At 44.8% G+C, this 6,000-nt stretch carries 5 protein-coding genes, 1 tRNA gene and 3 pseudogenes; 4 read left to right on the top strand and 5 right to left on the bottom strand.

Annotated elements, in window-relative coordinates:
* On the top strand, window positions 1-209 hold a 209-nt coding region (locus T456_RS22905; RefSeq protein ID WP_207640360.1), incomplete at its 5' end, for a hypothetical protein.
* Window positions 210-237: 28 nt separating this feature from the next.
* On the opposite strand, the gene T456_RS21905 is transcribed toward T456_RS22905, so the two are convergent.
* The 5 genes and pseudogenes from T456_RS21905 to T456_RS0106145 all read right to left on the bottom strand — a co-directional run bounded on the left by T456_RS21905 (window position 238) and on the right by T456_RS0106145 (window position 3,125).
* Window positions 238-369 carry a translation initiation factor IF-2 N-terminal domain-containing protein gene (locus T456_RS21905; protein ID WP_081748999.1) on the bottom strand — a complete coding sequence of 44 codons (132 nt, stop codon included), beginning with the start codon at window positions 367-369 and terminating at the stop codon, window positions 238-240.
* A gap of 341 nt (window positions 370-710) precedes the next feature.
* A pseudogene (gene rnpM, locus T456_RS24045) lies at window positions 711-969 on the bottom strand (RNase P modulator RnpM).
* Between the two features lie 22 nt (window positions 970-991).
* Window positions 992-2,156: pseudogene (gene nusA, locus T456_RS19325) on the bottom strand (transcription termination factor NusA).
* 23 nt (window positions 2,157-2,179) lie between these two features.
* Window positions 2,180-2,635 (bottom strand): annotated as a pseudogene (gene rimP, locus T456_RS24040) (ribosome maturation factor RimP).
* A gap of 145 nt (window positions 2,636-2,780) precedes the next feature.
* Complete coding sequence (locus T456_RS0106145) at window positions 2,781-3,125, bottom strand: multidrug ABC transporter (RefSeq protein WP_024865400.1); 345 nt, start codon at window positions 3,123-3,125, stop codon at window positions 2,781-2,783.
* 499 nt (window positions 3,126-3,624) lie between these two features.
* Between T456_RS0106145 and T456_RS0106135 the strand changes: the two genes are divergently transcribed.
* The 3 genes from T456_RS0106135 to T456_RS19310 all read left to right on the top strand — a co-directional run bounded on the left by T456_RS0106135 (window position 3,625) and on the right by T456_RS19310 (window position 5,976).
* A tRNA-Glu gene (locus T456_RS0106135) sits at window positions 3,625-3,696 on the top strand.
* A 214-nt stretch (window positions 3,697-3,910) separates the two neighbouring features.
* Entirely contained in the window at window positions 3,911-4,549 is a 639-nt protein-coding gene (locus tag T456_RS0106130) for a Hint domain-containing protein (protein WP_024865399.1), read from the top strand.
* A gap of 410 nt (window positions 4,550-4,959) precedes the next feature.
* Complete coding sequence (locus T456_RS19310; protein WP_024864366.1) at window positions 4,960-5,976, top strand: HD-GYP domain-containing protein; 1,017 nt, start codon at window positions 4,960-4,962, stop codon at window positions 5,974-5,976.
* Window positions 5,977-6,000: the final 24 nt, after the last annotated feature.

Here is a 6,000-nt window from a genome sequence, read left to right as displayed (position 1 = left end):
TCGCCGCCGTCAACAGGCTTCTTTACGGGAGCCTTTGCATCAGCAGGTCTGTCCAAAAGAAGGCTTTGCTGCCTCTTCCTTTCGGGGAGCAGCGCTCTCTTTTGCAGCAGGAGCCTCTTTTACCTCGGGGAGCTTTCTTCTCCTCTTTGGCAGGCTCTGCCTTCTTGTCCAGCATTATCAGACTTGGCAGGCTTATCTTCTTTTCCTGAAGTCTTACCAAAGTGCTTCTTGGCCACTTCAGCGTCTGTCTCTTCGATAGAAACTGTTGGAGCGTTTTGCCTCTATCCCATTCTCCTGCAAAAAAGCTATCAGCTCTTTTGACTCGCATCCAAGCTCAAAAGCAAGTTCGGATATTTTAATTTTTGCCATTCACATTTCCTCCGTCCTCTTCTTCTATCATCAGTAAGTTCTTCCGAAGTGACTCAGACAGCCCTGGTGTCTGTTATTGCCAGACTTGTTCGAACATCCTTACCCTATTGCGTGTCCCAGGCTTTCCTTATCACCAAAAAGAAAACTATTGGGACCTTTGTAAAACTTACATTTATCACTGAACTGCTTGGTGGTGTTATCCGAAGCATCACTGCTTACTATCACCAGTTTGGCAGTTCCCCTTGCGGATAGCTTCCATGGTGGCAAACTCTCCGCTCTTTAGCTTCCCTGCCCTCATACAAAGGCCAAGAAGCGAATAAACTTTATTTGAATCCAATATATCAGCCAAGCTCCTTTTCAATACGCTCAAGCACATCGGCGGGAATTGAAGATTTAAGGGATCTCTCAAGGCCCTTGTTCCTGACAGCTTTTCTGAAGCACTCTGCATTGCTGCAGATGTATGCCCCTCTGCCGTTGGCCTTGCCGGTGGGTTCCACGAGGATCTCTCCCTCAGGGAGTTTTGATGATCCTGATGAGTTCCTTCTTCTCTTTCATCCTTCCGCATCCGACACATTTTCTGGTTGGAATTTTCTTTTGCATAGATAACCCGATCTACCTGGGATTACTCTTCTGAGCCCTCATCGGCTGCATCCTCAGAAGCCTCGGTATCGTATTCTTCATATCCCTCGTACTCTTCATCATCCTCGTCATCCATATAGTCCTCAATACGGAATCCGGGAGCATCCTTAGCCTGAGTCCTCGCTCTTGATATCGATCTTGTATCCTGTAAGTCTGGCAGCAAGTCTTGCGTTCTGACCTTCCTTACCGATAGCAAGTGAGAGCTGGTAATCAGGAACAACAACCTTTGCACTCTTCTCCTCGGGATCGGCAAATACTGCTACGATCTTGGCAGGTGAAAGAGCATTCTGGATCAGGTTACCGGGGTTCTCATCCCAGTTGATGACATCGATCTTCTCGCCGCTGAGCTCATCAACGATGAGGTTTACTCTGTTTCCGTTTACACCTACGCAGGCACCTACGGCATCAACGTTGGGGTTGTGGGAATAAACCGCGATCTTGGTACGGCTTCCTGCCTCTCTTGCGATGCTCTTGATCTCTACTGTTCCGTCCTGAATCTCAGCAACCTCCTGCTCGAAGAGCTTCTTAACAAGGTCGGGATGTGTACGGGAAACAAGGATCCTGGGTCCCTTTGAACCGTTCTTAACTTCAAGTACATATACTCTAAGACGCTGTGTAGGTCTGTAAACTTCTGTCTTAACCTGCTCGTTCTCATTGAGGATGGCATCTGCACGGCCAAGGTTGATGCTGATGTTCTTACCGATAAATCTCTGAACAACACCTGTTACAATGTCGTGCTCCTTCTCAAAGTACTCATTATAGATGGCGCCGCGCTCTTCCTCGCGGATCTTCTGAAGAATAACGTTCTTGGCATTCTGTGTGGCAATGCGTCCAAACTCCTTGGAGTTAAGGGATACGCTTACCATATCGCCAACCTTTGCCTTCTTGCTGATCTTCTTGGCATCATCCAGAGAGATCTCAAGCATGGGATCCATAACGTCATCGGCTGTCTCAACAACTTCCTTGTCGGCATAGCACTTGAAGTCACAGTTGTCTCTGTCAATCTCAACTCTGATGTTGTCAGTCTTGCCAAAGTTATTCTTGCAGGCTGTGATCAGAGAGTTCTCGATCGCATCAAACAGAGAATCCTTGCTGATGTTCTTCTCCTTCTCTAAAAGCTCAAGGGCATCCATTAATTCTTTACTCATCGTAATCTCCATTTCCGTCCGGATTAAAAATCCAGAGCAAGCTTAATAACTGATATCTCTTTTTCTTATAAAAGTTTCGTCTTTGTCATTTATAGTTACGGTAACTTCCGAATCGGTAAAACTCTTCAGTGTACCGGCGAACTCTTTAACACCGTCCCTTGGCTTGTAAAGCTTGAGCTCCACATCCTTCCCAAGAGAATTCTGAAGGTGCCTGTCCCTTCTTGAGCTGGCGGCCAAGTCCGGGACTTGAAACCTCCAAAGTGTAGGCTTCCTCAATAAAATCATCTTCATCAAGGGCATCCGACAAGGCATGATTAACATTGACCGCAATCATTGATGTCCACGCCCTCAGGCTTATCAATGTAAGCTCTCAGGTACCACTCCCCCGCTTCCTTGACATATTCCACATCATAGATGGAAACGCCGTTGGCCTGCGCGATAGGGATCAGGATATCCTCGGTCCTTTTTTCAAATTTCATTTTTCTTCATAGAATAACCTCGTTCATTTTCTTTATGCCTTTTCATGGCATAAAGAAAGTGGGCTCTTTGCAAGCCCACTCTCAACAGTTACCTTATATCCTCTGCTAAAATACCACAGTTATGCCCATTAGTCAAGTCTTAAACTTATCCCAGAGTGTAAAATACTACGATCCCGGCCAATATGAGCACGACACCGATGATCTTTCTTGGGGTGATCTTCTCTTTAAATACGATTCTCGAGAGGATCATGACCATGATGTAGGCCATGGGCTCCATTACAACAACCCCCATGTATCCAAGGCGGCCGTAACAGAAAATGGAAAGAACCATGGATAAAACCAGAAGGCCATAGCCACCTATAACAAGAATATTGAGGTATTCCCTTATAAATGAAGGATACTCTTTCTGGGCACTCTTCTTTAAAAGTATCTGAGATGTGGAGGCAAGAAGCTCCGCAAAGATCATAATAATAAAGAATACATTAATCATTGCTGCCACCTCCCAGATTCATTACTACAACTCCGGCCATGACAAGAAGTACACCGGCAACCTTCCCCGGTGTAATGCCCTGGCTGAAAGATCAGGAAGTTCCACAGCATCGACCACAATAAGGTCACAGACTTGTTGCAATAAGCGATGGACAGCTCAAATCTCTTGATCACCTGCTGCCACAGTACCGCATAAACCGCAAGGATTACAAACTCAAGTCCAAAGAACAGGATGTACTTCCCCGAGAGGAATTCATTCTGTCCCCGCCATATTACCCTGCTACTGTCGAAAGTGAATATACGACAACCGAAAGTTCCAGGAGAAGTAAATCTCCCAAAGCAATTTTCTTTTTCATTTAAAACAGTCCCCTTTCCCGGTAAAATACAGGCTTTTATTATAGCATAAAAAATTTTTTTGAAAAAATTTAAATTTAGGGCTTGCATTTTGTTTTTGATTTGTAATAATATAAACAAGTCGCCGCGATGCGGACGACTTAAATGCCTCGTTGGTCAAGCGGTTAAGACGCTGCCCTCTCACGGCAGAATCAGCGGTTCGATTCCGCTACGAGGTACTAGCTATTAAATGAATAGCCCAACCCGAAACCCGGAACACATCAGTGTTCCGGGTTATTTTTTTGTTTTCTCAGCCCGCGGCAAAACCCGGCTTTCCCCTATAAAAATGTAACATATTTTTTCATTTTCATTTTTTTGACTATTAAATTTTAGTATGAGAAAATTAAATATATCTGCTCACGTATCATCGTTTTTCTTGTAAAAGGAGTATCCATGGGCAAAAACTTCGATTCTGTTGACGGAAACATGAACATCCTCATGTACAACAATACAGTCAAGAAGATCAAGGATGTCAAAAAAGGCGATACTGTTTATGGTGTACGCTATAATGGGGACAAATACCAGTATGTCAAAAGCGAGGTCCTCATCATTAACAAGCGCAGGAGCAATGCCGTTAAGATCACCTTAAACGATGGACGAACTCTTATATGCAGTCCCACTCATCAGTGGCTTACAAAAATGGGCTGGATGTTTTCTTTTGATGATGACACCCTGGGCCACGGTAAGTTCTTTTTGGAAAAAGATGTCAAAATGTCCGGCATTTCAGGAAACCTGAAGGATTCCTACAAAGAGTCCAGGCTCTATATGCAGGGCTATTTTATCGGTTCCCAGATCAACTGCAAAAACATGACCCGCTTTAAAGGCGGCGAAACTGCGTCCTTAGTATTACAGGAAGCCGGAGTTACCGCCCGGCTGTACAATTATCTTCTGTACCTGGGTGCAGATGCTACTTTGGACTACTGTTTTGCCCATGATAACGACACCAATGAATATTACGTTACAGCAAAGCTCAGCATTCCATATGTTCAGCTGGTAACTTTCTCCGAGCGTTTCTCCAAAAAACAGGGATAAAGAAGATTTCCTAAGAGGCTTCGTTGGAGGAGCCTATGATGCGGAAGGCTCAGAAAATCCCATGGTCAAAAGAGTCCGCCGCTGCAAGCGGGATTTCCTCAATCTGATGAAACAGGGTCTTCAAATGTACGACTTTGAGTATGTATTTGACAGTCAGGAAATGACCGCTTCTCTCGTGGGCGGGCCCTCAGAGCTTCTTAGATTCTACAATGTCTTTCAGCCGGTCACCACGAGCAATATAGAAAACTTTGAGATCATATACAATCATCCTGACACTCTCAAGGTAATATCCGTTGAAGAGGCCAAATGTGAAGATATGTTTGAGATCATCACTTCCTCAAGGAAACTTTATCGCCAACGGAGTAATATCCCACAATTGCACCACCGGGCTTGCAAAGGAGGTGTGATATATGAGATATGTCAGCAGCAAAGACCTCCAGCCTGGGATGGTCATCTCCAGTAATCTGTATGACAACAACGAGAAGATACTTCTTAAAGCCAATACTCAGTTGACGGAGTATTTTATAAACAGGATCAGCAAACTTCAGTTTGACGGTGTCTATATCTTTGAAAAAGATGATGTGGCAAAAGCCAGACAGATCGTATCCGACGAAACAAGGATGAAGGCCATCAACAAACTGAAAAGGCTTGATATAAACGCCTGTATATTCCTGGCAAACGACATCGTAAACGAGATCAGAAGCTCAAAATCCCTGATCATTGAGCAGATGTCCTTAAGTTCCTATGACAGCTACACCTATGTACACAGCGTAAATGTTGACGTACTGTCCGTCATTATCGGAATAGGTATGGGGCTCAGGAACGAAGAACTTGAAAAGCTTTCCCAGGCGGCTCTTCTTCACGACATAGGAAAATGCGACGTTCCTCTGGAAATCGTAAATAAGCCCGCTAAACTAACCTCGGAAGAATACGAGGAAATGAAAAAACATCCTGAGTACGGACTTAAGAGACTGCGTGACGGAAGATCCCAGGGAACTGAAGAAATACACGCCGTTGTAAAAAATGCAGTATACTCACATCATGAAAACTGGAATGGAACCGGATACCCCAGAGGACTTAAGGGGGAGGCCATCCATTTATTTGCAAGGATCATTCACGTAGCTGACGTTTATGACGCTCTCACAGCCAAAAGAGCCTACAAAGATGCCTCGAATCCCTCAGATGCCATAGAATACCTGATGGCGAACAGCGGGTCCATGTTTGACATTGACGTAGTCAACACCTTCATTAAATACCTGGCGCCCTATCCTATCGGCTGTGATGTTCTTCTGTCCACGGGTCAGCAGGGTACCGTCATCGAAAATAATGAGAAGTACCTGTCAAGGCCCAAGATTAAGCTCACCTCAGGTGTCATCATCGATATGATGAAGAAACTGAATGTAACAATCCTGAAAATACTGAACTGACACTGACCCGGATCACTCCTGAGT

It is taken from the genome of Butyrivibrio sp. FCS014 (assembly GCF_000526935.1).
Lineage (GTDB): Bacteria > Bacillota > Clostridia > Lachnospirales > Lachnospiraceae > Butyrivibrio.
This window is presented reverse-complemented; position numbering and strand designations above follow the sequence as displayed.

What these genes read in the sequence shown, in the direction of transcription:
- T456_RS0106130 (WP_024865399.1), top strand. Translation starts at nt 3,911, where the DNA reads ATGGGCAAAAACTTCGATTCTGTTGACGGAAACATGAACATCCTCATG.
- T456_RS0106145 (WP_024865400.1), bottom strand. Translation starts at nt 3,125, where the DNA reads ATGATTAATGTATTCTTTATTATTATGATCTTTGCGGAGCTTCTTGCC.
- T456_RS21905 (WP_081748999.1), bottom strand. Translation starts at nt 369, where the DNA reads ATGGCAAAAATTAAAATATCCGAACTTGCTTTTGAGCTTGGATGCGAG.
- T456_RS19310 (WP_024864366.1), top strand. Translation starts at nt 4,960, where the DNA reads ATGAGATATGTCAGCAGCAAAGACCTCCAGCCTGGGATGGTCATCTCC.